Source organism: Bradyrhizobium sp. KZN70725 (genome assembly GCF_055264925.1).
The window spans coordinates 39254-63680 of sequence record NZ_JBUYWT010000033.1; the positions used below are offsets into that span (position 1 = coordinate 39254).

A 24427-nucleotide genomic window follows, 5' to 3' on the forward strand; every position below is an offset into this window, starting at 1 on the left:
GGGACCCCACGATGAGTGCACACGGACCGATGCCGCGGTCGGCCTGGCTGTATCCCGTTTTGGCGGTGCTGTTGTTTGCCGCGGTCACGGCCACCGGTTACAGCTTCGCGCCATCGGCCGGGGGCTGGGTGTTTGCGGCGGTGCTGCTGGTCATTCTGTTCGGCACCGTGTTCGCGGCGGTCCACCATGCCGAGATGATAGCCGAGCGGATCGGCGAGCCGTTCGGCACATTGCTGCTGACGCTCGCGGTGACGATCATCGAGGTGGCGCTGATCTCGACCATCATGCTGGGCGAAACGCCGGCGCCGACCCTGGCCCGCGACACGGTGTTTGCGGTGGTGATGATCGTCTGCAACGGTCTGGTCGGGCTCTGCATCTTCATCGGCGGCCTGCGCTACAAGGAGCAGGATTTCCAGATCACCGGGGCGAACCTTTACCTCAGCGTGCTGTTCGTGCTCGCGACCATCACGCTCGATATGCCCAATTTCACGCTGACCTCTCCGGGCCCGGTGTTTTCCACGGCCCAGCTCGCCGTGGTCAGCATAGTGACCGTGCTGCTCTATGCGGTGTTCCTCTACACCCAGACCATCCGTCACCGCGATTATTTCGTCAGCGGCGCCAATGAGGCAGCGGCGCATGGCGAGGTGATGTCGGACCGCATGACGGCGATCAGCGTTGCACTGCTGCTGGTCTCGCTGCTGGCGGTGGTGCTGCTGGCGAAGAAATTCTCGCTGGTGGTCGATGTCGTTACCGTCAAGATCGGCGCGCCGCCGGCCTTTGCCGGCCTGGTGGTGGCGGCCCTGATCCTGTTGCCGGAGAGCGTTGCCGCTGTGTCGGCGGCGCGCAAGAACGACCTGCAGAAGAGCATCAACCTTGCGCTCGGCTCGTCGATCGCCACCATCGGGCTTACGGTTCCCGCGGTGGCCGTAGCCGCCTATGCGCTCGACAAGCAATTGGTGCTCGGGCTCAGCAACCAGCATATGCTGATCCTGCTGCTCACCTTCATGGTCAGCATGCTCACCTTCGGAACCGGCCGCACCAACATCCTGTTCGGGCTGGTTCACATGGTGGTGTTCGCCGTGTTCGTGTTCATGGTTTTCGTGCCGTAGAGCATGATCCGCTTAAAAAAAATTGGAGAAAATGACGATGCTCAGTGCCAAATCGGATGTGCAGGTGGATACGGCGGAAGTCCGGGTGACCGAATGGCGCCTCGCGCCGGGCAGCGCCACCGGCCACCACACCCATGAGATGGACTATGTCATCGTTCCGATCACGGCGGGCGAGATGACGATCGTGGCGCCGAACGGCGAGCGCTCGAAGGCGCAGCTCGGAGCCGGCAAATCCTATTTCCGCAAGGCCGGGGTCCAGCACGACGTGCTCAACGAGACGGCCAGCGAGATCGTGTTCCTCGAGGTCGAACTCAAGCCCTGACGCGGCGCGAGAACCAAGCAAGGAACCCTGCACCCGCCGAATGGCAGGTCCGAGCCGGCGCGGCTGTGGAAATTCATAACCCGTTAACGGCTGCGCGATGATCTAGAAGGCGGATGCGGCCTGCGCAGGGGACGCCTCCGGCTGAAACCAAAGCGACACCAAAGGTGACGTCGGAACGGGGGTTTGCCACCGATCCGACGCAGTTGATCCCTGAATGTGCCTCAAAGTTCCAGCATGTAGTAGCGGGGTGGGGAGTGGCAGGTCATGCTGAGTTACCTGAAGAAATTTGTGATGGACATCTTACCCTCGGTGGCAGCGACCATCATCGGGGCGTACATCGTTAATCACTACATCGTGGCCAAGCCGGAAGCACCGTCAGCCGCAGCCGTGACCGCCGCAGTCGATCCCAAGGCAAATCCCAAGGCAGATCCGAAAGCCGCCGCCAAGCCCGCCACCGTCGTCAGCAGCCTCCCCGAAGCCGGCGTGAAGGCCAAGGGCATGTCCGAGCGCACGCTGATCGAACGGTCGGCGTCCGAGAAGGCCACCGTCACTGAGAAGGCCACCGTCACCGAGAAGCCTGCCGAGAAATCGGCCGACCCCAAATCGGCCGATGTGAAGCCTGACGCGCCGGCAGATACCGCCAGCATCCCCGCCGACACCCGCCATCACCCGGCGGCGCCGAAGGCGGTCGCGAAGGTCGCGCCCGCCGCGCCGCAGCCGGCCGCGCCCGCGACGTCAGCCGCGCCGGTCGAGGCTGCTGTGACGCCCGAGGAAAGCCGCGACGCCAACGACCTCGCACGCGCCGCCATCGAGCGGCTGCGCAAGGAGCGTCCGCAGGAGGCGGCGCGGTCCCAGGATGCCACGCGCACCGATCTCGCCCGCCTGCCTGAGGCGCAGCGTCCGGCAGCCACGTCGGCGATCCGGCCGTTGCCGCCGCCGATCATGGTGTCGAGCCCGTCCACTGACAATGTCGATCAATCCTCGCAGCCGCGTCCGCCCTATGCCGCCGGCGGCCAGGATTCCAACCGGCTGACGCCGCCGGCCGACATTCCGGTCCCGGTGGTGCAGGCCCCGCTCGACCTGCGCGCCGAGGCGATCATGCCGGCGCAGAAGAACGAGCGCACGTCGGTGACCGACGACATGTTCTCCGGCATGAAGTCGATGTTCCACGCCGTCCTGCCGAAGTAGCCGCAGCGCCGCTCGATCGTTGCTGACGGATTGTCTTCACGCCAAGGGCTAGCCGCCGGTGCGCGCCAGCCCGCTGCGCGCATTGCCGTCGCCTGGCCGCAGCGCGAGCGCGCGATTGTAGGACGCCGCCGCCTTGGCCTTGTCGCCGAGCCGCTCATAGGCCTGGCCGCGCGTGCTCCACGCCCCAACATTGCCGGGATCGGCCTGCACGGCCTCGTCGAGATCGCTGGCGGCCTGCTTGGCCTTGTCGAGCGCGAGGTAGCTGGTGGCACGGCCGACCAGGGGCTCGGCCCTCTGCGGCGACAGCCCGCTGGCTGCCGTGAAATCGTCGATCGCCTGCTGATGCTGTCCGCGGCCCTGATAGATCAGGGCGCGGCCGTAGAGCGCCTGGATGTTGTAAGGGTCGGCCGCCAGCGCCTGTTCGAACTCCGCCATCGCCTCGTCGAGCTTGCCGGAGCGCGCCAGCGCCTGCGCACGCGTGGTGTGATCCTTGGCGCTGTTGACGTCTTGCGGGGTGATGGTGTCGGCGGCGGGCTTGTCGGCGGTGGCAGCGGGCTTCGGCTTGTCGTCCGAGGAGCCCCATGAACCGAGGTCGAAGGAGCAGCCTGCGAGCGGCAGGCCGAGAAGCACTGCAATGATGACGAGATGCGGCGCGCAACGGCGCTGCGCCGGTCCTGGAAAGGGCGGGCGGGCTACCGGATCAGCCGTCATGCAAAATGCTCTTGCCGGTCGTTTTGCATGGGTACCCCGGAACGCGGCGTGCTTCAAAACGACAACGCGGGCCCGTGGCCCGCGCTGTTAGACTTCCATATCGGCAAAACGGTTCAGCGAGGGCCGCGACCGGCGCCTGCACCGCCCGGACGGCCGCCGCGGTCGCCACCGGGGCCAGCGCCGAACACCGGCTTCGGCTTCATCGGCAGCAGGCCTTCGCGCTGCAGCTTCTTGCGCGCCAGCTTGCGCGCGCGGCGCACGGCTTCGGCCTTTTCGCGGGCCTTCTTCTCAGACGGCTTTTCGTAGTGACCGCGGAGCTTCATCTCGCGGAAAATGCCCTCGCGCTGCATCTTCTTCTTCAGCGCCTTCAGGGCTTGGTCGACATTGTTATCGCGGACGAGAACCTGCACGCGGCATCCTCTTTTGAATTGATCGGTTCGGAATTCTGGCGAGGTGAAGGGACGGCAAAAGGCCTGCCTCTTAACCCTAGGCGCGCGCATGTATCAGACAAACGCGCAGATGTCCACCGGTCGAGTGACTTTCGGGCCTAGTAAAGCCACGAAATAGGGCGAAAATGCCATTGTGCGGCCCTGATTTGGGTGGTTTGGCGCCCAGATGAGGGCCGCTCCCGGCGTTTTGGATAACCCGGACATTGGAAATAGGGGAGATGCGAGATGGAGATGAAGAAATACGCTGCCGAGGCCATCGGTACGTTCTGGCTCACATTCGCTGGTTGCGGCAGCGCGGTGATCGCGGCCGGCTTTCCGCAGGTCGGGATCGGCCTGGTCGGCGTGTCACTGGCCTTCGGGCTGAGCGTGGTGACCATGGCCTATGCGATCGGCCATATCTCGGGTTGCCACCTCAACCCGGCGGTGACGGTCGGGCTCGCCGCGGGTGGGCGTTTCCCGGGCGGCCAGGTGCTGCCCTACATCATCGCGCAGGTTGTGGGCGCAATCATCGCGGCCTGGCTGCTCTATGTGATCGCGAGCGGCGCGCCCGGCTTCGATGTCAGCAAGGGCTTTGCCTCCAACGGCTATGACGCGCACTCACCCGGCCAGTACAACATGGTGGTGTGCTTCATCACCGAGGTGGTGATGACCATGATGTTCCTGTTCATCATCATGGGATCGACCCATGGCAAGGCACCCGCCGGCTTCGCACCGCTCGCCATCGGCCTCGCGCTGGTGATGATCCATCTCGTCAGCATTCCCGTCACCAACACCTCGGTGAATCCGGCGCGCAGCACCGGGCCGGCGCTGTTCGTCGGCGGCTGGGCGCTGGGGCAGCTCTGGCTGTTCTGGGTCGCACCCCTGATCGGCGGTGCGCTCGGCGGCGTGATCTATCGCTGGCTCAGCGACGAGCCGACCGGCATCGTCGCCGGCGCGAAGACGGCGTGATCGGCGAGAGCGTTTTCGAGCGAAGTGGACGCCGGTTCGCGTGAAGAAAACGGGTAAACAAAAATCCAGAGCATCGGTTCTGATTCAATCAGAACCGTTGCTCTAATGGATCGTGGTTGCCACGATCCCATTTCCATCGATGCGACGAAGGCGGCTATCGGCCGCGTGTGGAATTATCCCTTCCGGGCCGGCGTCACTTCGGTGACGTGTCCCATCTTGCGGCCGGGGCGCGGCGTGCCCTTGCCGTACAGATGCACTGTGGCGCCGGGAACGGTGAGCCACTGCTCGTAGCTCAGGATGTCGTCGCCGATCAGGTTGGTCATGACGACGTCGCCGTGGCGCACCGGCTTGCCCAGCGGCCAGCCGGCGATCGCGCGGATGTGCTGCTCGAACTGTGAGATCGAGGCGCCGTCGAGCGTCCAGTGACCGGAATTGTGCACGCGCGGCGCGATCTCATTGACCAGCACCGTCGCCTTGCTGCCGTTGCCGGGCACCGCGAACATCTCCACCGCGAGCACGCCGACATAGTCGAGCGCCGAGGCGATCTCTTCGGCGATCGCGCGCGCCTGCACGGCAAGCTCATCGGTGATCGCGGCCGGCGCGCGGGAAATTTTCAGGATGTGGTCGCGATGCTCGTTCTCGGTGACGTCGAAGCATTCGACTTCGCCGGACGCGGAGCGGGCCGCGATCACCGAGATCTCGCGCTCGAACGGCACGAAGGCCTCGAGGATGGCCGACTTGGTGCCGAGGTCCTCCCAGACCTGTTCGAGGTCATCGCCCTCGCGGATGATGGCCTGGCCCTTGCCGTCATAGCCGAAGCGGCGGGTCTTGATCACCGCGGGCAGGCCGATGCGTTCGATTGCCGTGCGCAGCGTGCCGACCGAGGACACGTCGGCGTAGTCGGCCGTGCCGATGCCGAGCTTGCTGATGAAATCCTTCTCGATCAGCCGGTCCTGCGTGGTCTCCAGGATCTTGTAGGCCGGCAGCACCGGGCGCCGCGCGGCGAGCACCATCGCGGTCGCGGCCGGGACATTCTCGAACTCATAGGTGACGACGTCGACATCGTTGGCGAACAGTTCGAGCGCCTCGACGTCGGCATATTCCGCGCAGGTCGCGTTCTGCACCACGTCGAACGCCGGGGAGTCCGGATCCGGCGAAAACACCTGGCAGCGGAGCCCGAGGCGCGCCGCGGCCATCGCCAGCATCCGGCCCAATTGTCCGCCGCCGAGGATTCCAATGGTGTCGCCCGGCTTCAGCTTCACTGCGTTCGAAGCCGTCACGCCGCGCCCTCCGGATGCTCGTTGACCGCGTCGGTCTGCTGCTTGCGCCAGGCCGCAAGGCGGGCCGACACAGCCGGATCGTTGAGTGCGAGCACGCTCGCCGCGAGCAACGCGGCATTGATCGCGCCGGCCTTGCCGATTGCCAGCGTTCCGACCGGGACGCCGGCCGGCATCTGCACGATCGAATAGAGCGAATCGACGCCCGACAGAGCCTTCGACTCGACGGGAACCCCGAACACCGGAAGCTCCGTCAGCGCGGCCGTCATGCCCGGCAGATGGGCGGCGCCGCCGGCGCCGGCAATGATCACCTTGTGGCCGGCTGCCTTGGCGCCCTTGGCAAAGGCATAGAGCCGATCCGGGGTGCGGTGGGCCGAAACGATGCGCGTTTCGCAGGCCACGCCGAGCGCAGCCAGCGTCTCGGCGGCATGGCGCATGGTTTCCCAGTCGGACTGACTTCCCATGATGATGGCGATCGGAGCGGTCATCTCTTCAATTCTGTGCAGGAATCCAAAAGCATAGGCCGATTATAGGGACGGCCCGGGCGTCATCCAAGGCGTGGCAAGGGAGTTAGAATGGACTATCCTGTCTTGGTGAATCCCGGCAAGCCTTCATAAGCAGGCCTCAACAAGGATGCGCATGAAGAAGAAGACGACGTCGGCCGCCTCCGGGGCCGCGAAACGACGGAAAGGCGCGCCCGCCGCGCGCAAATCCAGGCCGGGCAAGACTGCAGCCAAGCGGGCTGGAACCAAACGGGCTGGAACCGGAGCTTCCACGCGAGGCGCGGTCGCATCCGGCGACAAATCGACCATCCGCAGCTTGCGGGCGCAGCTGGCGCGGGCGCAGGCCCGGATCGAGGAGCTGCAGGCCTCCGCCGAGACCGACTTCCTGCTCGACATCTTCAACCGGCGCGGATTCGAGCGCGAGCTCGCCCGTTCGCTCTCCTTCATCAAGCGTTATCAGGCCTCCGGTGCGCTGATCGTGCTCGACGTCGATCGCCTCAAGCCGATCAACGATGCCTTCGGCCACGCGGCGGGCGACGAGGTGCTGAAGGCGATCGTTGCCGCGATATCGGATCAGGTGCGCGCTTCCGATGTGATCGGCCGTCTCGGCGGTGACGAGTTCGCCGTGCTGCTGTGGAATCTCAGCGAGATCGATGCCCGCGCCAAGGCGGCTGCGCTGGAAGAGGCGATCGATCGGTTGACCTTCATGTTTCGTAACAGCCAGGTCACCGCAGGCGCCTCCGCGGGCGTTGCTATCCTTACCGCGCACTCGGATATCGATCGCGTGCTCGATGAGGCCGACCGTGCGATGTATGTGCGCAAGGCCCAGCGGCGCCACGAATCCCGAGAACTATAACGCGCTCAAATCCTCCGGCACATTTCCGTAAGCACGCAACAGCTTGGCATCGCCGAATTCGCCGATCGCAGGATCGCCGGTGCGGCTGAACGCGACGGCGCCGATGCTGCCGGGCATCCGCGACATGGTCTCCGCGCGGCGCAGCGCGACCGCCGAGCTCTGGCATTCCTCGGCATTGCCGGCGACCGGCGTGCCGTCATCATCCTGCATGAAGGGCAGTGCCACGTAATACGTTACATCGGCCATCGCTGTGCTCCCTGAAGATCAGGCCAAGGATCAGGCGGCATCGCTCGCCGCCCGGGTCTGCGCCGGCACGCAGCCGGCGGTGATCGCGGCCTGCAATTCCTCAAGCTCGGCTTCCAGATATTCGTTGGCCATGATCAGCGCCTTGATGGTGCTGCGCAGGTTGCCGTCGCACATCGCGATCGCCTGATCGCAGGCCTTCTCGTAGCGGCTGTTGTCGGGCAGGGAAGGCGGTGCGGACATGGCGAAACTCCCTCTGATGGCTGGCGGCTGGGCTGGCATGTTCTCTTTTTGTTCATGTGGAGTCAAGCGCCGGGAAACCGCCTTCCGTCCGTTGCCGCGAACGTGAAGCCGGCGAGGCGCTGTGGATGACGGGGAAAACCGTCGCCCGGTCTGAACCGGAAGCGCCGAACCGCGAAGGCCCGCGCCGCGGCACGCGTCAGGCAATGATGTCGGGCGTGATCTGGTCTTCGATGAAGGCGATGCGATCGCGCAGTTGCAGCTTCCGCTTCTTCAAGCGCTGCAGCATCAAGAGATCCGGCGCCGGCGACTGATGCAGCGCGTCGATCGCGGCATCGAGGTCGCGGTGCTCTTGTTGCAGCCGCGCGAGTTCGGCGATTAGTTCGCGCTCATCCTGATCGTTCATGGTTGTGTATTAACTGATAAGCACGATAAGGTTGTTGCGGCTGAAGTCGCCGCTCGCCGGAATATCCTCCTTGAACGCGCGCCGCGCAAGCCGGACCGGTTCCATAGTCACGATTGGTTACAGATAAACCGAAATGAGTGCGTGCGGCATTTCGCGTCCCCCATCGACAGCGCCGTCCACTCGTGTACACTCGGCGGTCCGGATCGAACCTGAGGTTTAACGCACCGAGGAGTGTTCGCAATGGCAATACAGGCCCATCTCATTGAGCTGGAGCGTAAACACAAAATACTCGAGAACGAACTGCACGAAGCGCTCGTTCACCCCTCTGTAGACGACCTGCATATTTGCGAGCTGAAGCGCCGCAAGTTGATGGTCAAGGATCAAATCGAGCGGTTGAGACTGTCCGCCGACGACACGGTCCACTAGACCGCCCCCCTGCAAATTAGCAAATAGCCTGGCCTTTCACCGAGGGATGAACGCCCAAGCGCGCGCGCATCCCCCGGGAGGCCTTACTGTATTTGCTCAGAGTTCCGCCAACGCGCCGACATGGTCGGCGACCGCGAGGGACGATGTCAGTCCGGGCGATTCAATCCCGAACAGGTTGATCAGGCCCGCGACGCCGTGATCGGCCGGCGCCTGGATCAGGAAATCCTGGGTCGCCACCGCCGGCGGCACGATCTTGGGGCGGATTCCCGAATAGCTCGGCATCAGCGCGCCGTCCGGCAGGGCCGGCCAGTATTTCCGGATCGCCGGATAGAACCGCTCGGCCCGATCAGGGTCGACCGCGTAATCGATGTGATCGATCCATTGGACGTCGGGCCCGAATCTCGCCTGTCCGGCCATGTCGAGCGTCAGGTGGACGCCGAGCCCACCGGGTTCCGGCACCGGGTAGATCAGCCGCGAGAACGGCGCCCTGGCGCTGCAGCTGAAGTAATTGCCCTTGGCCAAATAGGCCGTTGGAATCAATTCGATCGGCATGCCCTCGACGTTGCGCGCGACTGCCGTCGCGCCGAGCCCGGCGGCATTGACCAGGAGATCGCAGGCCAGCGTCATCGGCGCGGCGCCGCCGGCCTCGATCTCGAACCCGTCGGCGGTGGCCCTGGCGTGGAGCAGCGGCGTATGGAAGGCAAACGCCGCCCCGGCCGCCTCGGCGTCACCGCGCAGCGCCAGCATGTAAGCATGGCTGTCGATGATCCCGGTCGAGGGCGACAGCAGCGCTGCGTCGCAATTCAGCGCCGGCTCCAGCGCGCGCGCCGCCTCGCCGGACAGAAGCTGCATGTCGTCGACGCCGTTGGCCTCGGCATGCGCGCGGATCGACTGCAGCTTCTCGGTCTCCGCAGGCGTGGTGGCCACGATCAGCTTGCCGCAATTCTTGTGCGGGATGCCGTGCTCGGCGCAGTAGCGGTAGAGCGCCCGCTTGCCGCTGACGCACATCCGCGCCATCAGGCTGCCGGCGCGGTAGTAGATGCCGGCGTGGATCACCTCGCTGTTTCGCGACGAGGTCACCGTGCCGATCCCCTCGGCCTCCTCGAGCACAATCACTTCGCGGCCGGCCTGTGCCAGCCGCCGCGCCACGGCGAGGCCGATCACCCCCGCACCGACGATCACGCAATCAACCCTGTCCATCTCGTCCTTCAGGTCCGAAAATTTCCGCCCAGCCACGCCATGACCGTTGCCGCCAACATCGTTCAGCCGATCCGGCCGCCTTGGGCAAGTGCTTATTAGGCAAGTGCTTGGGCCATCTCAAATAGTTGGGAAGCCATGCCCTGTTAGTGGAGCATTAATCATGTCAGGGCAATTGCCATAAATTAAGTCAGCATTTTCCGGTTGCATCAGTACGCGTTTACCCGATCCAAACCGCCGGAGCCGGACACTCGCCCCGGAAATCCGCGGGTGATCGATGGTTGGCAGGAAGGTGCAGGCGGGCGGGAAGAATTCGATTCCGGCAAGGGCCGTGCTCTGCCTGATCGCCGCCGTCGCGCCGTGCGCTGCAGCCCGGGCCGGCACCGGTGCGTTCGCGCCGTCGAGCTATCTGGGCAGCCTCGATCCCGGCCTGGTCTGGGAGCTGCTGATCGGCAGCGTGGTGGTGGCGTCCTTTTTCGGCGCGGTCGGGCTGTGGATCCTCTCGGCGCTGCGCAAGGCCAAGCGCGCGCAATTGCGGCGTAACGCCTTCGTCTCGTCGGCACTCAACCATTTGAACCAGGGCGTGGTGATGACCGATGCGCAGGAGCGCATCGTGTTCTGCAACGACCGCTATCTCGACATCTACGGCCTGTCGCGCGCCGACATCAGGCGCAACATGACCGGCGTCGAGCTGCTGGAACTGCGCCGCGACCGCGGCGTGCTCGACGTCAGCGCCGAGGATTTCTTCGCCAGGGCCGCGGCGCCGGAGGGACTGGTTAGCGAGCTGCCCGGCGGCAGGTCGGTGCTGGTGAAGTATTTTCCATTGCCGAACGGCGGCTCGGTCGCGACCCATCTCGATTGCACCGACCAGCGCAAGCTGTCGCGCAAGCTCGCCTCGACCACACAATTCCTGGAATCGGTGCTCGACAACGTTCCGGTCTGCGTCGCGGCCAAGAACATCGAGGACGGCCGCTACATCTTCGCCAACCGCGCCTTCGAGCGCTTCTCGTGCTTCTCGCGCGATCACATCGTGGGCAAGCGCGCCGACGAGATCTTCCGCCCCGAGACCGCCGCCAGCATCGACACCGCCGACCGCGCGGCGCTGAACGCGGCGGAAGGCTATCATCGCAGCGAATTCTTCGTCGAACGCGGTTCGGACAAGCGGATCCTCGCCTCCAACCGCGTGATCGCCCGCAACGAGGCCGGCGAGCCGGAATTCCTGATCGCGCTGTTCGAGGACGTCACCGATCGCCGTTCGCTGTCGCGCGAGCTCGAGAACAACAAGAAGTTCCTCGAGCTCGTGGTCGACAACATCCCGGTCTCGCTGATCGTGCAGCGGGTCAGCGACGGCCGCTACCTCCTGGCCAACCGCAGCGCCGAGACGATCCTCAATCGCCGCCGCGAGGACGCCGCCGGCCTGACCGCGTCCGACATCTTCAATGCGCGTGAAGCCAAGCTGATCATCGCCCGCGACGAGGCCGCGATCAGGAAGCGCAGCATGATCGCCGAGGAGCATCCGATCTCGACCAAGGACGGCCTGCGGCTGTTCCTGACCCGCCGCATGACCGTGCTCGACGATGTCGGCGAGCCGCAATATCTGATCAAGACCCATGAGGACGTCACCGACCGGCGCCAGACCGAGTCGCGGATGGCGCACATGGCCTATCATGACGGCCTGACCGATCTGCCGAACCGCGCCGCCTTCCTGCAGGCGCTGACCCAGATGATCGAGGCCTGCGACGGCACCGACGAGGAGTTCGCCGTGCTCTGCGTCGATCTCGACGGGTTGAAGGAGATCAACGACGTCTACGGCCATGCGATGGGCGACAAGGTGCTGGTCGAGGTCGCGCAGCGTCTGCAGGCCGTGGCACGCGGCGGCGTGGTGGCGCGGCTGTCCGGCGACGAATTCGGCCTCATCATCGACGGCAAGCAGCCGGTCGTCGGCATCGCGCTGGCCGAGCAGGCCGCCGAGGCGCTCGGGCAGGATTTCCTAATCGACGGCAAGTCGGTGCGAACCGGCCTCACCACAGGGATCGCGGTGTTCCCGGACAACGGATCCGACGCGGCCTCGCTGCTGGCCAATTCCGGCGCGGCGCTGTTTCGCGCCAAGGCGAAGTCGCGCGGCACGATCTCGATCTTCGAACCGGAGATGGACCAGCAGATTCGCGATCGCCGCGTGCTGCACCAGGAGCTGTCGGTCGCGATCAAGAATGGCGAATTGTCGCTCTACTACCAGCCGCAGGCCGCGGCGGGCGGCAGCGTGGCGGCCAGCCAGATCATCGGCTTCGAGGCGCTGGCGCGCTGGCACCATCCGGTGCGCGGCTTCGTGCCGCCCGGCGACTTCATTCCGCTCGCGGAAGAAAGCGGCCTGATCGTCGAGATGGGCGAATGGATTCTGCGCGAAGCCTGCCGGGAGGCGGCCTCCTGGGCGATCCCGCTGCAGGTCGCGGTGAACCTGTCGCCGGCGCAATTCACCCATGGCGACCTCGTAGGCCTCGTGCATTCGATCCTGCTCGAGACCGGGCTCACGCCGGACCGGCTCGAGCTCGAAATCACCGAGGGCGTGCTGATCGAGGATTTCGACCGCGGCCTGTCGCTGCTGCGGCGGCTGAAGGCGCTCGGCGTCCGCATCTCGATGGACGATTTCGGCAGCGGCTATTCCTCGCTGAGCTACCTGCAGGCATTTCCGTTCGACAAGATCAAAATCGACCGTGCCTTCGTCATCAATCTCGGCCGCAACCCGCAATCGGCCGCGATCGTGCGCGCGGTGATCGATCTCGGCCACGGCCTTGAAATGTCGATCGTCGCCGAAGGCGTCGAGACCGAGGCGCAGCTCGACTTTCTCGCCGAAGAGGGCTGCGACGCAGTGCAGGGCTATCTGATCGGCAGGCCGGCCCCGATCGGTCAATTCGCCGCGCTGGTCGGCGGCGACCAGCTTGCCGAAACCGTGCGCAGAGCCGGGTAATTTGGCCTGAATCGCCCGGCCGGCTGTGCTTGCCATCCGCTGCACGTCCGGCTACATCTCGACCCACCACATCATTTCAGCCGAGAAAGGAGGGCTGCGTCGTGGCGAGATACACCGATCCCCACCTCAAGCGTGGCCCCGTCAACGCCCTGCAGATGCGTTTGCAGGGCTGACCGGAAACTCGCGCTAAATCCTTCCTGGTCTGCCCTTCGTGGCCGTGCGGCGTCGACGCTTGAGCGTTCGCGCCCGCACATCAATCCCTCGCCGCGCTTCGACACGCACATCCGATGATGGCTGGACGCCTCGGGATGTTGCGATTGCCGGCAAGACCAGAGAATTGATCGTGACCCTCATCAATGTCCGCAATCTCGGCGTGACGCTGAACGCGCCGCTGTTTTCCGAACTGAATTTCGTCGTCAATGCCGGCGACCGCATCGGGCTGGTGGCCGCCAATGGCCGCGGCAAGTCCACGCTGCTGCGCTGTATCGCAGATGCGATGGAGCCCAACGAAGGCGATATAACCCGCGCGCGCGGACTGACCGTCGGCCATGTCGAGCAGGATGCGCCGCCCAGACTGCTGGATACGCCGTTCCATGCCGCCGTGCTCGAGGCGCTTCCCGGCGAGCAGCGCGCCAGCGAGGGCTGGCGGGTCGACGTCGCCTTGCAATCGCTCGAGGTGCCGGAGGAGCTGTGGACGAGACCGCTGAAGCAGCTGAGCGGCGGCTGGCTGCGGCTTGCGGTGCTCGCCCGCGTGATGGTGACCGAGCCCGACGTGCTGCTGCTCGACGAGCCGACCAACCATCTCGACCTCGCCAAGATCGGCCGGCTCGAGGGCTGGCTGAACGCGCTGCCGCGCGAGATGCCGGTGGTGATCGCAAGCCACGATCGCGCCTTTCTCGATGCGACGACCAACCGGACACTGTTCCTGCGCCCGGAGCGGTCGCAGCTGTTCTCGCTGCCCTATACCGCGGCGCGCGCGGCGATCGACGAATTCGATGCCTCGGACGAGCGGCGCTATCAGCGCGACATGAAGGCCGTGCGGCAGCTCCGGCAGCAGGCCGCGAAGCTCAACAATCTCGGCATCAATTCCGGCAGCGACCTTCTGCTGTCGAAGACCAGGCAATTGAAGCAGCGCGCCGAGAGACTGGAGGAGACGGCGAAGCCCGCGCATCTGGAACGCTCGGCCGGAACGATCCGGCTCGCTAACCGCGACACCCATGCCAGGGTCCTGATCAGGCTGGACAACGCCGGGATCGCCACACCCGACGGCCGGCTGTTGTTCAGGACCGGCCAGCAGTTCATCTGCAAGGGCGACCGGATTGCGCTGCTCGGGCCGAATGGCGCCGGCAAGACCCGCTTCGTCGCGGCGCTGCGGCTGGCGATCGAGAATGCCGCAGCGGCACCGGCCGAGATCCGGGCCACCGAGTCATTGGTGCTTGGCTATTGCGACCAGGCACTGGCGGATCTCGCCGATAGCGACACGCCGATGCGCATGCTGACGCGGCGCTTCGAGGTCGGTGATCAGCGGGCGCGCGGCCTGCTCGCCGGCGCCGGGCTCTCGATCGAGATGCAGGGCCGTCCGATCGGGCGGCTGTCGGGCGGGCAGAAGGCCCGCCTCGGCATGCTGGTGCTGCGGCTCACCCAGCCGAACTTCTATCTGCTCGACGAGCCGACCAACCACCTCGACATCGAGGGCCAGGAGGCGCTGGAGGACGAGTTGATGGAACAGCAGGCCAGCTGCCTCCTGGTGTCGCACGACCGCCAGTTCGTGCGCACGGTGGCCAACCGGTTCTGGGTGATCGACGGCAGGAAGCTGATCGAGGTCGATGGACCGGAACAGTTCTTCGCCGCGGCCGGCGCGGACTAGCGCGTGATGGAGTCAGGTTGGATAGCCGTCGCGAAGACGGTGTGCCTCTCCCGCTCGCGGGCCGTCGCAGGAGGAGCGCTGCCAAAATATCGAAAACAACCCCATGCAAAGTAGCCGGCGGCGGCCGGCGTTCGAGCAGGCTACTTGACACGTCGGGCAACTCAGGGGCATTATTCCAATATTCCGAAATCGTGCAAACGTACGATCGCCCCCGCAAGCGGGAAGGTGAGTGTGCCGTGATTCACCCGGACATCATGTAGTTCAGCGCCGCGCCTTGACGCATTTTTCGTGCGAACCCGTCTTTTGTTCGCATTGAAATGCGATAGGCGTTGCGCATGGCGGACTACGACGTCGCGATCATCGGCGGTGGCCTGAACGGCACGAGCATTGCTCGTGATGCCGCCGGCCGCGGCCTGCGCGTGATCCTGCTGGAGCAGGGCGATCTCGGTTCCGGCGCATCGCAGGCTTCGCCACGGCTGGTCCATGGCGATCTGGCCGGGCTGGAACGGCGGGAGTTCTTCCGCGTCCGCCGGGCGCTGAGGGAACGCGACGTGTTGCTGCGCATTGCGCCGCATCTGGTGCGGCCGGTGCGCTTCGTGATCCCGGCGCATGCCGAGGAGCGGCCGCCGTGGCAGTTGCGGTCGTTGCTGCTGCTCTACGAACGGCTGACTTCGCGCAGCGGTCTGCCGCGCTCGGCGACGCTCGATGTCACCCACCATCCGGTCGGCAATGCGCTGAAGCGGCCGTTCGGAACCGCGTTCGAATACTCCGACTGCGTCGTCGACGATTCCCGGCTCGTCGTGCTCACCGCCGTCGATGCCGCAGCGCGCGGCGCCGATATCCGCACCGGCGCGCGCGTGACCCGGGCCGAGCGCGGCGAGACCTGGCGGCTGGTCGCGATCGACCGCGGCTACCGGCGGGTGATCACGGCGCGGGCGCTGGTCAGCGCGACCGGCGCGTGGAGCGCCTCGGTCGCCGACATCGTGCTGCGCGTGCCCGCGCCGCAGCTTGCGACCGTGCAGATCAGCCAGATTGTCGTGCGCCGCCTGTTCGACTGCGACAACGTCTATGTGTTTCAGAACCCTGACGGCCGGTTGATCTTCGCCAGTCCCTACGAGCGCGACTTCACCCTGATCGGCAGCGTCAGTCATCCCTTCAAGGGTAATCCGGCGGTGGTCGCAATTGGTGTGCGCGAGGAGGCCTATCTCTGCGACGCAGCCAATCGCTACTTTCGCGAACAGATCGCTCCAGTCGATGTGCTGCGGACCGTCTCCGGTGCCAATTCCGTGCTCGTGCCCGCGCGCCGGCACATGAGCGATGGCGCAGCGCTGCTCGATGTCAGGCGCGGCAAGGCGCCGCTGCTTACGATCTTCGGCGGCGACGTCACCACCGCGCGGCGCCGCGCCGAGCGGACGGTGTCGGAGTTCACGCGGTTTTATCCGATGACGCCGCGCTGGACCGCAACGGCGCCGCTGCCGGGCGGCGAGTTCGCGTGGCAGCGCTTCGAGACCGAGGTCGACATCGTCCGCGACCGCTGGCGCTTCCTCGGCGAGGCGCAGGCGCGGCGGCTGGTGGCCGCCTATGGGCTGAACGTCAGAGATGTTCTGGGCGACGCCAAAGAGAAGGCCGATCTCGGCCCGGCCTTCGGTCCCGAACTGACCGGCGCCGAGGTGCGCTACCTCATGCGCAAGGAATGGGCGCGCTTTGCCGACGATATCCTGTGGCGCCGCTCAAAGCTCGGGCTGACCATGCCGCAAGCCGATCGCGACGCGCTTGCGGCGTTCATGGCGAAGATGGATTGAGCTCGATTCAAACCTCCCCTTGAAAAGGGGAGGTCGCTTTGCTCGCCAGAGCAAAGCGGGTGGGGATTCTGCCTCCATGACAACCGGTGTCGTTCGTGGCCGACCCCCATCCCGACCTTCCCCCTTTCAGGGAAGGAGGAGAGCTCCAGCAGCGGCTATTGCCGGGCCGCCTCCTGTGACCAGGCGAGGTCGCCCCGGGACGGACGGCGATGCAGCCGCTCCGAGATCAGGCTCGTTGCCTGCCGGCCCTGGCCGGCGCGCAGGCATGCGACGATGAAGGTGTCCTCCCACAATTCACGTTGCGCATGGCTGCCGCCGATTCGCACCAGCTCTGGCATCAGCGGCGCAAGAATGCGCACCGCGTCGTCGTGATCGCCGGCGGCGAAGGCCGCGATCCCGCGGCCGAGCCCGATCGCCGCGGGGCCCGGCGCCAGTCTGCCGTCGGCGTCGCGCGTGGCCATCTCGACCAGCCGCGCCTCGAGCGCGTCGTTGTTGGTCGTGGCTGCGACGAGCGCGTGGTGCACGTCGGCGAAATGCGCGCCGGCCTTCGGGAAGTAGCCGTCGCCATAGGCGGCGACATCCTTCCAATGCTGCTCGAGACCGGTCTTGCCGGCGACCGTCAGCCGCCACAGCAGCGAGGCCGTGTCGGTGAAGATATTGAGCGGCGGATAGGGGCGGCCCGCCGGCTTGATGTGCTGCTCGTAAATGTCGAGCGCGCTGTCGGCGTCGCCTTCCTCGATCGCAATCAAGGCCAGGTGCCAGGCGAGATGGCCCTGAAGGAAGCTGGTGCGATCATTCGCCGGTAGCCAGGCGGAAAGGAAGCTGCGGCCTTCCGCCGCGTCGCCCTGCTCGAACAACGCATGCGCGACCGCGTGCGCGGCGCCGGCGTTCTCCGGCTTCAGCGCATAGCCGCGCTCGGTGATGGCGCGACCCGAGACGATATCGCCGGCCTCGGTTTTCGACCAGCCGAGATAGGTGAGGAACCACCAATCGTCGCCATAGTCGCTGATGTAGCGCTCGCAGATCGAAAGCCGCGCCGAGTCATGGTCGGGCCGGCCGGAGAACGCATAGAGGCCGAAGGCGCCGAGCAACAGCGAGAGGATCTGCGCATCGCGCGGATATTCGGCAAGGTGCTGTTCGGCCGCTGCCATCGCCTTCTTGCCCTGGCCCTCGATGACTGAGGCGATGATCTCGATGTGCTGGCGCTCGCGCGGGCTTGCGGCCGCGGCCAGCTGCCGTGCATCGGCCGCCTTGGCGCGGGCCTTGGCGCCTTCCATGTTGAGCTGGTGGACGCGGGCACGGCCGATATGGGCCAATGCGAAATCGGGGTCCTCGGCGATCGCCGCCTCGAATGCCGCATCGGCGCCATGCAGCGCCGCTAGCATGCGATCGACGCCGTCGACATAGTAGGCGGCGGCGCGGTCCGAGCTCGTCGTCAGCGGCAGGCCGTAGCGGTCGTGAATCATCGGTTGCCCCTCGAATTTGACTGCGAAGTCTAGCAGAGGTGCGGACGCCGACAATATTGCGGGAGATGTCCGTGAGGCGGTTGAGCCGGTGGCGATCCGCCGCTAGCTTGCCGCCAGAATCGGACCTTACGGGGAATCGGGGCTGACGGACGTGACATCGGGCGAAGCGAGTGCGGAGGCGGCAAGGCCGTTGCCTGAACCGGCCGTCCCGGACATGCCGCTGCTGCGGATCGAGGGTGTCGCCAAGTCGTTCGGCAATTTCCGCGCGGTCGACAAGCTCTCGCTCGATATCCGCGCCGGCGAATTCTTCGCGCTGCTCGGCCCGAGCGGCTGCGGCAAGACCACGCTGCTGCGCATGCTCGCCGGCTTCGAGACGCCGGACGAGGGCCGCATCCTGCTTGGCGGCAGCGACATCGCGCAGGTGCTGCCGCATGAGCGGCCCGTCAACATGATGTTCCAGAACTACGCGCTGTTCCCGCATCTGTCGGTGCGCGACAACATCGCCTTCGGGCTGAAGCGCGCCGGCATGGCGCGCGCCGACATCGCGGCCCGCGTCGCCGAGATGGTGGCGCTCGTCAAGCTCGAGGGGATGGAGAAGCGCAAGCCCGACCAGCTCTCCGGCGGACAGCGGCAGCGTGTCGCGCTGGCGCGCTCGCTGGCGCGGCGCCCGCAGGTGCTGCTGCTCGACGAGCCGCTCGCGGCGCTCGACAAGAAGCTGCGCGAGAGCACGCAAGGAGAGCTAATGGAGTTGCAGCGCCGGCTCGGCATGACCTTCATCATCGTCACCCACGACCAGGAGGAGGCGATGACGATGGCCGGCCGCATCGGGGTGATGGATGCCGGCCGTCTGGTCCAGGTCGCCACCCCGCGCAATCTCTACGAGGCGCCGGCCTCGCGCTGGATCGCCGAGTTCGTCGGCGACATCAATCTGTTCAACGGCGAGGTCACGTCCCGCGAGAACGGGCGCCTGACGGTCGCGACGGCTGATGCGGGCAGGCTGGCGGTCAGCGAGCTGTGGCCGCCGGTGACCAGGCAGGTCGTTGCCGTCGCGATCCGCCCCGAGAAGGTGAAGCTGTCGCGCCGCGCGCCGGCAACGGACGGCGGCGCGTCGCAGGCGATCAACCGGCTGGAGGGCGTCGTCACCGACGTCAACTATCTCGGCGGCGTGACCAGCTACCGGGTGAAGCTGGAGACGGGCGCGGTGGTGTGCGCGTCGATGGCCAACACCGCGCGGCTCGATGTGGATGCCTATCTCGCCGGCCAGCGTGTGGTGGCATGGTTCACCGCCGACGATTGCCTGGTGCTCGAACAATGAGCGCGCGCCGCATCTTCGCCCGGCCGGCGCGGTTCGCCGCGATCGCGCCCTATCTGTGGATGGTGCTGTTCTTCCTGGTGCCGTTCGGCTTCGTGCTGAAGATCAGCCTGTCGCAGACCGCGATCGCGCAGCCGCCCTATACGCCGGTGTTCGAGTTCACTGAGGGCCGCGCGGCGCTGGCCGCGGCGTTCGCGCAATTGTCGTTCGACAATTTCCGCCTGCTGATCTCGGACAATCTCTACATCCTGTCCTATCTGCGCAGCCTCGTCGTCGCGGTGACCGCGACGCTGATCCTGCTCCTGATCGGTTATCCCATTGCCTACGGCATGGCGCGGTTGCCGCAGCGTTGGCAGGGCGTGGCGATGATGCTGGTCATCGTGCCGTTCTGGACCTCGTTCCTGATCCGCATCTATGCCTGGATCAACATCCTGCAGCATGACGGCCTGCTCAACCAGGTTCTGCTGGCGCTGCACATCGTGTCCGCGCCGGTGGTCTGGCTGTCGACGGACAGCGCGATGTATCTCGGCATCGTCTATTCCTATCTGCCGTTCATGATCCTGCCGCTCTATGCGACGCTCTCCAGGATGGACGCGTCGCTGCTGGAGGCCGCGGGCGATCTCGGCGCCTCGCCGTTGCAGGCGTTCTGGCTGGTGACATTCCCGCTGTCGCTGCCCGGCGTCGGCGCCGGCGCGCTGCTCTGCTTCATTCCTGTTGTCGGCGAGTTTGTGATCCCCGACCTGCTCGCCGGCTCCAACTCGCTGATGATCGGGCAGACGCTGTGGCTCGAGTTCTTCACCAACAAGGACTGGCCGGTCGCATCGGCCGCCGCGGTCGCCTTGTTGCTGCTGCTGGTGCCGCCGCTCGTACTCTACGATCGCCTGCAGCGGCGTCAGCTCAAGGCCAACAGCTGATGGCGCGCCCCGTCACCAGGCTCACCAGGCTCACCCGCTTCAACATGACGTCGCTGGCGCTCGGGCTGGCGTTCCTCTATCTGCCGATCGTCATCCTCGTGATCTACTCGTTCAACGCCTCGCGGCTGGTGACGGTGTGGGGCGGCTGGTCGCTGCGCTGGTACCGCGAGTTCTTTGGCGACCGCGCCATGCTGGAAGCGGCGTGGATGAGCCTGTCGGTCGCCGCGGTGTCGGCGACGCTGGCGACACTGCTGGGCACGCTGGCGGCGATCGGGCTGGCGCGCGGCGAGCGGTTCCGGGGCCGGGCACTGTTCTCCGGCATGTTGTATTCGCCGCTGGTCATGCCCGAGGTGATCTCCGGCCTGTCGCTGCTGCTTTTGTTCGTGGCGCTCAATGCCGAGCGCGGGTTCTGGACGGTGACGATCGCCCACACCACGCTGACGATGTGCTTCGTCACGGTCGTGGTGCAGTCGCGCCTCGCCACGCTCGACCGCAGCCTAGAGGAGGCCGCGATGGACCTCGGCTGCGATCCGGTGCGGGCGTTCCTCCTGGTGACGCTGCCGCTGATCGTGCCGGCGATCGTGGCGGGGTGGATGCTTGCCTTCACGCTGTCGCTCGACGACGTCGTGATCGCGAGCTTCACCACCGGCCCGGGTTCGGCGACGCTGCCGATCCGGATCTATTCCGAGGTCCGGCTCGGCGTGAAACCCGAGATCAACGCGATCTGCACGCTGGGGATCGCGCTGATTGCCGTGATCATCGTGATTGCCTCGTTCGCCTCGAAACTGTCGAGCGCGCGCGGCGAGAGCGCCGCGCCGCTGTAATTTCCGTCATTCCGGGGCGATGTGAAACATCGAACCCGGAATCTCGAGATTCCGGGTCTGGTGCTAGCGCACCATCCCGGAATGACAGCGCGTCACGACTTGACGGCGCCTGCCGTCAGCCCGCCGACCATGTAGCGCTTGAAGGCGTAATAGACCGCGGCCGGCGGCAGCGCGTAGATGAAGCCGGTGGTCATCAGGAGCTCCCACGGCGAGTCGTCCGCGGCGAGGAAGTTGCCGAGCGCGACCGGCAGCGTGATGTCGGTGTCCTTCGACAGCAGCAGGAACGCGTAGAGATATTCGTTCCAGGCGAGCAGGATAGCATAGGTGCCGACCGCGACCAGCGACGGCATCATCAAGGGCACATAGACCAGGCGGAACAGCTGCAGTGTGGTGGCGCCGTCCATCGTCGCGGCCTCGTCGAGCTCGACCGGCAGCTTGTCGGAGGCCTGCTTCAAGACCCAGATCGCGTAGGGCGCGGCGATCGTCACCATCGCGAGGATCAGCGACCAGTGATTGTTGAGCAGGCCGTAATTGCCCATGGTGCGGTACATCGGCACGGCGAGGAACGCGGCCGGAATGAAGTAGGTGAACAGCGCCAAGTTCATGACGGAGCGGCCGCCCGGCACGCGCAGCCGCGAGATCGAGAACGCGGCGGCGGTGGCGACGAACAGCGTCAGCGCACCGACCGCGAGCGCGATCACGGTCGAATTCCAGAACTGGATCCAGAAGTCGCGCAGGAAGTAATGCTGCTGGTGGAACACGATCGAGAAATTGTGCAGCGTCGGATGCGTCGGCCACAGCTTGCCGGTGAACGCGTCCTCCTTCGGCGAGATCGCGAACACGAACATGTGGTAGATCGGAATCATGGTCCAGATGAAGACCGGGATGCCGATCAGGAGCAGCTTGGCCTCGGTACCGACTTCGCGGAGGGTGGGCAGCTTCATCGCGACAACCGTTTCATCATGAAATAGACCAGCGGCAGCACGAACGGCATGGCGCAGACGATCGAGGCCATCGCCAGCGAGAGCTGGTCGAGGCGCAGATAGCGGATGCCGAGCGTCGACAGCACATGGGTGAGGTCGGCGGGCCCGCCGCCGGTGAGCAAATAGACGCTGTTGAAGTCGCCGAGCGTCCAGATCATCGAGAGCAGCGTGCACGTGACGTAGAGCGTCTGCATCGACGGCCATGTGATGTAGCGGAATTTCTGCCACCAATTGGCGCCGTCGACGTCGGAGGCCTCGTACAGATCGTGCGAGATGGCGAGCCGTCCGGTCAGCAGGATCAGCGTCCAGAACGGCAGCGACTTCCAGATGTGGACGCCGATCGCCATCGCCAAAGCGACCGATGGATCGTTCAGCCAGTTCGGGCCGTCGTCGCCGGTGAACTTGAAGATCAACTGGTTGACCACGCCCCATTCGGGATTGAGCATGAAGCGCACCGACAGGATGGTCGGGATCGAGGGCACCGCCCAGGGCAGGATGAAGATGACAGACAGCCACCTGATCCAGGGCCGCTGCTGGGCGAAGAAGCCGGACAGGAACAGCGCGATCAGCATCTTGATGTTGATGCCGATGACCAGGAAGATCAGCGTGTTGATCGCCGCGCGCGCGAAAATCGGGTCGTGATAGAGCGCGACATAGCTCGCCGGATGGCGCGCCAGCCACAGGCCGTAGCCGACCGGATAGACCACGAAGGCGAGGAAGACGAGCAGATAGGGCGCGAGCAGCACGATGCCCCAGACCTGCGGCGGCGACAGCCGCGCCGACAACGGCGGCGAGGGGACATCGGATGCGGAGAGTGTGATCGCCATTCGGTTACTCTAAGATGTCGCTTACGTCGTCGATGTCGCCTACGTCGTCGTCCCGGCGAAGGCCGGGACCCATAACCACAGGGCCCGGCCGTTGCCAGAAAGCCGTCGACCAGCCTGCTCCCAAATTACTGCCTCGGCGTATGGGTCCCGGCTTTCGCCGGGACGACGCGGAGCAAGTGTCGGCAGTGCCGGTCATCGTTGATGTTACCCCGCGACCTGCTTGATGCGGGCGATCAGTTCGTCGACGGCCTTGTCCACCGGCACCTTCTCGCTGACGACGCGGTTCATGGCTTTGGCCCAGACGTTCTCGTTGTTCAGGATGGTGAACTTCCAGTTCTTGGTGAAGTCGAACGGCGCGGTGCCGCCGGTGAACTGATTCCACACCGCCTTGCGGTGCCGGTCGGCCTGCCAGAACGGGCTCGCCTGGCTGGCCTTGGTCACCGGGAACCAGCGACCGAGCGCGCCCTCGACATAGGGCCGCACATTGTCTTCCTGCATCAGGAACGCGATGAACTGCTTGCCTTCCGCCTTGTTCTTGGCGTTGGCGAAGATCAGCCCGGTCTTGACGTCGGAGCGGTACTTGATGGTCGAGCCGTCCGGTGCCTTGGGGAAGGACGCGGTGATGATGTCCTGCTCATAGGCCTGCTTGCCGGCGGCGCGCTGCGCGTCGGTCAGCGCCGGGTTGGTGGAATCCTCGAACCACTTCGCCGCGATCGAGATCGTGAAATTGTGGGTCATCACGATCGTCTTGTTGTGGAAGGCGACGTTGTTGTCCGGATCCTTCCAGGTCGTCGAGGAGGGCGGCGTGCAGCCCTTGATGTAGGTTTCGGTGTAGTCCTTCAGCGCGTGGATCAATCCGTCTCGGACCTTGGGATCGTCGACCAGGAGCTTGCCGTCGTCGTCGACCAGCTTGACGTGATAGGCGTCCATGAAGGTGTAGAACGACTGGAACGAGTCGGTGGATTCCACGCCCATCGGCTGGCCGACGCCGTAGATGCGCTGGCCGGTCGCCTTGCGGATCGCCGGCTGCACCTTGTCACACCAGAACGACCAGTAGTCCTCCCACTTGGTCGGGATGTCGGCGGCCTTGAAGCCGGCCTTCTCCAGCATGTCGCCCCAGATCTGGACGTGCATGCTCTGCTGCTTCAGCGGGAAGCCGTAATAGGACTTCTTCTTGGTGACGTCGTTGTAAAGCAGCGCGGCTTCCAGCGTGTTCGGCGCGAACGCGTCCTTCATCGGCAGCATGATGTCGGAGAGATCCTCGAGCTTGCCTTCATAGGCCCATTTGCCCTGGGCCTGCACATCGTAGGTGTCCGAATAGGCGACGTCGGGCACGGTGCCGGAATCGAGCGCGGCGACCGTCTTCGGAATCATGTCCTGGATCGCGTATTGCGACAGTTCGACCTTGATGCCGGTCTTGGCTTCGAATTTCTTGATCGTCTCGAGCAGCGCGTCGTCTTCGGATTTGTAAAATCCCTTGCCCCACCAGACGGTGATCGTCTTGCCCTGGGCGAGAGCGGGTGCAGTTGCGGCGAACAGGCCGACCGCGGCGACCGCAATTGATAGCGCACCGATAACCTTGGATCTCACGT

Annotated in this window: 24 protein-coding genes; 12 read left to right on the forward strand and 12 right to left on the reverse strand. The window is 65.5% G+C overall.

Going from position 1 to position 24427, the window contains the following annotated elements:
• Positions 1–11 precede the first annotated feature (11 nt).
• From ACZBJS_RS27025 to ACZBJS_RS27035, 3 genes are all read left to right on the forward strand, one after another.
• Entirely contained in the window at positions 12–1109 is a 1098-nt protein-coding gene (locus ACZBJS_RS27025; protein ID WP_057019011.1) for a calcium:cation antiporter, read from the forward strand.
• 37 nt (positions 1110–1146) lie between these two features.
• Complete coding sequence (locus tag ACZBJS_RS27030; protein ID WP_028340624.1) at positions 1147–1431, forward strand: cupin domain-containing protein; 285 nt, start codon at positions 1147–1149, stop codon at positions 1429–1431.
• Between the two features lie 264 nt (positions 1432–1695).
• Positions 1696–2619 (forward strand): hypothetical protein, encoded by a 924-nt coding sequence (locus ACZBJS_RS27035; protein WP_316396092.1) that lies wholly within the window; start codon positions 1696–1698, stop codon positions 2617–2619.
• Positions 2620–2667: 48 nt separating this feature from the next.
• On the opposite strand, the gene ACZBJS_RS27040 is transcribed toward ACZBJS_RS27035, so the two are convergent.
• Entirely contained in the window at positions 2668–3330 is a 663-nt protein-coding gene (locus tag ACZBJS_RS27040) for a tetratricopeptide repeat protein (RefSeq protein ID WP_057019012.1), read from the reverse strand.
• 113 nt (positions 3331–3443) lie between these two features.
• On the reverse strand, positions 3444–3740 hold the full coding sequence (rpsU, locus tag ACZBJS_RS27045; protein ID WP_021078544.1) for a 30S ribosomal protein S21: 297 nt from the start codon (positions 3738–3740) through the stop codon (positions 3444–3446).
• 264 nt (positions 3741–4004) lie between these two features.
• Between rpsU and aqpZ the strand changes: the two genes are divergently transcribed.
• Positions 4005–4727 carry an aquaporin Z gene (gene aqpZ, locus ACZBJS_RS27050; RefSeq protein WP_057019013.1) on the forward strand — a complete coding sequence of 241 codons (723 nt, stop codon included), beginning with the start codon at positions 4005–4007 and terminating at the stop codon, positions 4725–4727.
• A gap of 173 nt (positions 4728–4900) precedes the next feature.
• Here the strand turns inward: aqpZ and ACZBJS_RS27055 are convergent, their stop codons facing one another.
• Together ACZBJS_RS27055 and purE are read right to left on the reverse strand one after the other, a co-directional pair.
• Positions 4901–6007 (reverse strand): 5-(carboxyamino)imidazole ribonucleotide synthase, encoded by a 1107-nt coding sequence (locus tag ACZBJS_RS27055; protein WP_076829604.1) that lies wholly within the window; start codon positions 6005–6007, stop codon positions 4901–4903.
• Positions 6004–6492, reverse strand: a complete 489-nt coding sequence (gene purE / locus ACZBJS_RS27060) for a 5-(carboxyamino)imidazole ribonucleotide mutase (protein ID WP_316396094.1) — start codon at positions 6490–6492, stop codon at positions 6004–6006. Before purE ends, ACZBJS_RS27055 begins: the two co-directional genes overlap by 4 nt.
• 145 nt (positions 6493–6637) lie before the next feature.
• Here purE and ACZBJS_RS27065 point away from each other — a divergent pair, with 145 nt between their 5' ends.
• Positions 6638–7363, forward strand: coding sequence for a GGDEF domain-containing protein (locus ACZBJS_RS27065; protein ID WP_057019015.1), 726 nt, complete (start codon positions 6638–6640; stop codon positions 7361–7363).
• Here the strand turns inward: ACZBJS_RS27065 and ACZBJS_RS27070 are convergent.
• From ACZBJS_RS27070 to ACZBJS_RS27080, 3 genes are all read right to left on the reverse strand, one after another.
• Positions 7358–7609 carry a hypothetical protein gene (locus tag ACZBJS_RS27070; protein ID WP_018268738.1) on the reverse strand — a complete coding sequence of 84 codons (252 nt, stop codon included), beginning with the start codon at positions 7607–7609 and terminating at the stop codon, positions 7358–7360. The two genes, ACZBJS_RS27065 and ACZBJS_RS27070, sit on opposite strands and share 6 nt — an antisense overlap.
• Positions 7610–7639: 30 nt before the next feature.
• A complete protein-coding gene (locus ACZBJS_RS27075; RefSeq protein ID WP_028336001.1) occupies positions 7640–7849 on the reverse strand; it encodes a hypothetical protein in 210 nt (69 codons plus the stop codon).
• A gap of 196 nt (positions 7850–8045) precedes the next feature.
• A complete protein-coding gene (locus ACZBJS_RS27080) occupies positions 8046–8252 on the reverse strand; it encodes a YdcH family protein (RefSeq protein ID WP_016847372.1) in 207 nt (68 codons plus the stop codon).
• A 240-nt stretch (positions 8253–8492) separates the two neighbouring features.
• Here ACZBJS_RS27080 and ACZBJS_RS27085 point away from each other — a divergent pair, with 240 nt between their 5' ends.
• Entirely contained in the window at positions 8493–8678 is a 186-nt protein-coding gene (locus ACZBJS_RS27085) for a YdcH family protein (protein WP_016847370.1), read from the forward strand.
• A 96-nt stretch (positions 8679–8774) separates the two neighbouring features.
• On the opposite strand, the gene ACZBJS_RS27090 is transcribed toward ACZBJS_RS27085, so the two are convergent.
• Positions 8775–9878 carry an NAD(P)/FAD-dependent oxidoreductase gene (locus ACZBJS_RS27090; protein ID WP_057019051.1) on the reverse strand — a complete coding sequence of 368 codons (1104 nt, stop codon included), beginning with the start codon at positions 9876–9878 and terminating at the stop codon, positions 8775–8777.
• Between the two features lie 274 nt (positions 9879–10152).
• On the opposite strand from ACZBJS_RS27090, the gene ACZBJS_RS27095 reads away from it, so the two are divergent.
• From ACZBJS_RS27095 to ACZBJS_RS27105, 3 genes are all read left to right on the forward strand, one after another.
• The gene (locus ACZBJS_RS27095; RefSeq protein WP_316396095.1) at positions 10153–12840 is read left to right on the forward strand and encodes a sensor domain-containing protein; all 2688 of its coding nucleotides are present in this window, start codon (positions 10153–10155) and stop codon (positions 12838–12840) included.
• Positions 12841–13183: 343 nt separating this feature from the next.
• Positions 13184–14707 carry an ABC-F family ATP-binding cassette domain-containing protein gene (locus tag ACZBJS_RS27100; protein WP_316396096.1) on the forward strand — a complete coding sequence of 508 codons (1524 nt, stop codon included), beginning with the start codon at positions 13184–13186 and terminating at the stop codon, positions 14705–14707.
• 335 nt (positions 14708–15042) lie between these two features.
• The gene (locus ACZBJS_RS27105) at positions 15043–16509 is read left to right on the forward strand and encodes a glycerol-3-phosphate dehydrogenase (protein WP_253625403.1); all 1467 of its coding nucleotides are present in this window, start codon (positions 15043–15045) and stop codon (positions 16507–16509) included.
• 155 nt (positions 16510–16664) lie between these two features.
• On the opposite strand, the gene ACZBJS_RS27110 is transcribed toward ACZBJS_RS27105, so the two are convergent.
• The gene (locus ACZBJS_RS27110; RefSeq protein WP_316396110.1) at positions 16665–17894 is read right to left on the reverse strand and encodes a tetratricopeptide repeat protein; all 1230 of its coding nucleotides are present in this window, start codon (positions 17892–17894) and stop codon (positions 16665–16667) included.
• A 295-nt stretch (positions 17895–18189) separates the two neighbouring features.
• On the opposite strand from ACZBJS_RS27110, the gene ACZBJS_RS27115 reads away from it, so the two are divergent.
• Genes ACZBJS_RS27115 through ACZBJS_RS27125 form a run of 3 tightly spaced genes read left to right on the forward strand, consistent with a single transcriptional unit; the run spans position 18190 to position 21025 of the window.
• Positions 18190–19290 (forward strand): ABC transporter ATP-binding protein, encoded by a 1101-nt coding sequence (locus ACZBJS_RS27115; protein WP_316396111.1) that lies wholly within the window; start codon positions 18190–18192, stop codon positions 19288–19290.
• Positions 19287–20201 (forward strand): ABC transporter permease, encoded by a 915-nt coding sequence (locus ACZBJS_RS27120; protein WP_057019022.1) that lies wholly within the window; start codon positions 19287–19289, stop codon positions 20199–20201. The genes ACZBJS_RS27115 and ACZBJS_RS27120 overlap by 4 nt, the downstream gene beginning before the upstream one ends.
• Positions 20201–21025 (forward strand): ABC transporter permease, encoded by an 825-nt coding sequence (locus ACZBJS_RS27125; RefSeq protein WP_168855443.1) that lies wholly within the window; start codon positions 20201–20203, stop codon positions 21023–21025. Before ACZBJS_RS27120 ends, ACZBJS_RS27125 begins: the two co-directional genes overlap by 1 nt.
• 92 nt (positions 21026–21117) lie before the next feature.
• Here ACZBJS_RS27125 and ACZBJS_RS27130 read toward each other — a convergent pair whose 3' ends face one another.
• The 3 genes from ACZBJS_RS27130 to ACZBJS_RS27140 form a co-directional block, all read right to left on the reverse strand.
• On the reverse strand, positions 21118–21969 hold the full coding sequence (locus ACZBJS_RS27130) for a carbohydrate ABC transporter permease (protein WP_316396098.1): 852 nt from the start codon (positions 21967–21969) through the stop codon (positions 21118–21120).
• A complete protein-coding gene (locus ACZBJS_RS27135; protein WP_026191797.1) occupies positions 21966–22835 on the reverse strand; it encodes a carbohydrate ABC transporter permease in 870 nt (289 codons plus the stop codon). Before ACZBJS_RS27135 ends, ACZBJS_RS27130 begins: the two co-directional genes overlap by 4 nt.
• A gap of 204 nt (positions 22836–23039) precedes the next feature.
• Positions 23040–24425 (reverse strand): ABC transporter substrate-binding protein, encoded by a 1386-nt coding sequence (locus ACZBJS_RS27140; RefSeq protein ID WP_316396099.1) that lies wholly within the window; start codon positions 24423–24425, stop codon positions 23040–23042.
• Between the last annotated feature and the right edge of the window lie 2 nt (positions 24426–24427).